Genomic DNA, 2,759 nt, shown 5'->3' with positions numbered 1-2,759 from the left:
GCACAAAACTATTTACAGACCCCGCCATTTATCTGAAATATCTAATATTCGATTGCAGGATGTCACTGCCCGGCAGATAAATCGATTATATGTTGACTTGCAGGATAGATTATCGCTCCATACAATTCACAAAACACATAAATTTTTGTCATCGATATTTAAGAAGGCCTATGAAACAGAATTAATAAAGAAAAATATAATGGCAACCATTCCAGCCCCAAAATATGAAAAAAAGGAAATAGAAATTTTTACACGGGAAGAAATAGAAGCCATATTGGAGACATGTAAAAATCACTTAGTATTAAATAAGCGATATCCAATGTTTTTATTAGCAGTAACGACCGGAATGAGATTAGGCGAAGTTTTAGGACTTAGATGGTGCGATGTTGATTTTAAGCATATGGAAGTATCTATAAAATATACGTTGTCTTATTTAGCCGGTAAAGGTATACAGCTGACATCACCAAAGACAAAAGCCGCTATTAGGAAAATATCCATTCCGATAGAAACTGCCGCAGAATTGAAACGCTTAAAATCAGAAGTAGTTGATATGAATATAGATCAGTCTACTTTATGCTTTAGAACCAAAAATGGTACGCCGCTTTATCCTAGAAATACCGACCGAGCTTGGCGGGATTTGCTAAAATGTGCAAACGTACCATATAGAAAATTTCATGCATTACGGCTTTGATATGTTTTCAAATCGAGGGGCGGAAACTAACATTTCATTAGTAATACCAGTTAATTTGCTTATAAAATCATCAACATAATAGATAGTAGTTTTATTATCATCATCGTCATATTCATATGATGGAGATGGTTGAATTAATGTTTGAAATTTTTCAACCTCTTTGTTACTACGATATTTTATACAACCTATTTCGATAATTTCGTCATAATGTGGATCGAATCCAGTTGTTTCTAAATCAATAATGGTATAATCGACAGGAGTTTCCAGTAAAGATTTACCCTTTTGTCTTTTGGGAGAACCTTTATAGTTTGTATCAATTTTAAATTCACCATCAGAAAAAGAAATATTAATAGACATAATAATTTCACTCCTTGAAATAAAGTAATAAAAGGCCTATCAAATGCCTTAAATATTATTTATTCCAAGGAGAGTTTTTAATTCCTTCTTGACAATAGAGTATGCTGGTTTTATACAGTTTGTTTATTTTCAAGATTCTTATAAAGGTTATAGTTCTTTTTAAGAATTTAGATGCGTGACGTATTTTCAGGGCAAGAGCAGGATTGTTTTTACTTGTCTGCACTGTAGTATGATTCTTAGCTGTAGCTTCCGATTTTTTAAGCATGGCTGTCTTCAATAATAGCAATATAATGTTCTAATTCCTCGGTTTCATATTTCATAATGAGCTCCGCCATTACATGAGCATTTCCATCTTTGTGGTAAGCATCAAAAGCAGCATAATATTTATAGCGGTCAGTAAATTTGATATTAACTGGCAACAAGCCTGCCTTCATAAGTTCAAAATTAAGCATAAGTCGACCAGTACGACCGTTGCCATCAATGAATGGATGAATAGTTTCAAAGCGTGCATGAAGTTCTGCAACAGCTTCGATAATATGGCAGTTATCTTTCATAGCAGTATAGTCGGCTACGAGTTGTTCCATCTGTACAGGAACAAGATATGGTTGCGGTGGTGTATGTTCAGAGCCAAGAATTCTGACTGGCAAACGACGATAAACGCCACGGTTTGCCGCATCATTCATAAGCACTAAAGCGTGAATATCTTTGATAATATGTTCGCTTAGTAGTTCGTTCTTGTCTACAAGCTGCAACACATATTGGAAAGCATCTTTATGTCCAATAGCTTCTAGGTGATCTTTAAGAGGCTTTTCGGCTATTGTGATACCTTCTTGCAGAACAAGAGCTGTTTCACGTAAGGTTAGTGTGTTCCCTTCTATTGCATTAGAATTATAAGTATTATCAATAATAAATTCATCATGCAGACGCTTCAGCTCGCCAGCGTTTAAAGGTCGCAAGGTTTTTAATTTTGCACTAAGATTATTTATTTGAGTAAAATCCATAAATTTAATTCCTTCACATTTTACCGCCCATATAGGGCGGTTTTTTTATTATGCCCTTTTTTTGCTTGAATCGTCTATATTTCCTGATACTGACAGCCCTTTTTCTTCAGCATCAAGTTCTTTAGCATATGCTTTTAGCTCCCGTTGTTTCCAATTGCCATCTTTTGATTCTTCTTTATTAGTCAACTGGTGCCCTGAATCATTACCATTGCCGTTAATAGTGACAGCAATGTTTTTAATCCAGTTTTTAATAAATTGGCGTTGTGATGGAGTCATACGAATATAGCTGTTTAGTATTTCTCTATCAGTAACATCTAATGAAGGGTCATTAAGAATATTTTCTTCAGCAGGACGGTACATATCGCCAAGACCGTCAGATAACCATTTATCATTAATATTAAATTTTTCGCATATATTTTCAATTAAACGAGGACTGGGAACACCTTTACCTTTTATTAATCTCGAAACATATGACTGGTCAATGTTTAATATTTGAGCAAATTGTACTTTTTTTAATTTAGCATCTTCAATAATAATATTTATTCTATCACCAATAGTATTTGACACATTATCACCTCCTTCGATAGTCCTATCATAAAATAAAAATAGGATTAAGTCAATAAAAAATGATTGACAAAAGGACTAAGAAATATTGCAATAGGATTAAGTCATAAATAAAAGGATTAAAGAAAGACCAACTATAAAAAGTC

Annotated in this window: 4 protein-coding genes; 1 reads left to right on the top strand and 3 read right to left on the bottom strand. The window is 33.6% G+C overall.

The window, feature by feature from the left end; all coding sequences use genetic code 11:
• Window positions 1-691: tyrosine-type recombinase/integrase (locus tag I6751_RS04785; RefSeq protein WP_196598995.1), on the top strand; the 691-nt coding region annotated here is incomplete at its 5' end.
• Here the strand turns inward: I6751_RS04785 and I6751_RS04780 are convergent.
• The 3 genes from I6751_RS04780 to I6751_RS04770 all read right to left on the bottom strand — a co-directional run bounded on the left by I6751_RS04780 (window position 680) and on the right by I6751_RS04770 (window position 2,616).
• Window positions 680-1,048 carry a 3'-5' exonuclease gene (locus tag I6751_RS04780; RefSeq protein WP_196590378.1) on the bottom strand — a complete coding sequence of 123 codons (369 nt, stop codon included), beginning with the start codon at window positions 1,046-1,048 and terminating at the stop codon, window positions 680-682. The genes I6751_RS04785 and I6751_RS04780 overlap by 12 nt on opposite strands.
• 257 nt (window positions 1,049-1,305) lie before the next feature.
• Window positions 1,306-2,049, bottom strand: coding sequence for a Fic family protein (locus I6751_RS04775; RefSeq protein ID WP_196590379.1), 744 nt, complete (start codon window positions 2,047-2,049; stop codon window positions 1,306-1,308).
• A 48-nt stretch (window positions 2,050-2,097) separates the two neighbouring features.
• Complete coding sequence (locus I6751_RS04770; protein ID WP_196590380.1) at window positions 2,098-2,616, bottom strand: helix-turn-helix domain-containing protein; 519 nt, start codon at window positions 2,614-2,616, stop codon at window positions 2,098-2,100.
• Window positions 2,617-2,759: the final 143 nt, after the last annotated feature.

This window comes from Pectinatus frisingensis (assembly GCF_015732285.1).
GTDB classification, from domain to species: Bacteria; Bacillota; Negativicutes; order Selenomonadales; family Selenomonadaceae; genus Pectinatus; species Pectinatus frisingensis.
The sequence above is the reverse complement of the archived record's forward strand: the minus strand, read 5'-3'. Positions and strand labels throughout refer to the sequence as shown.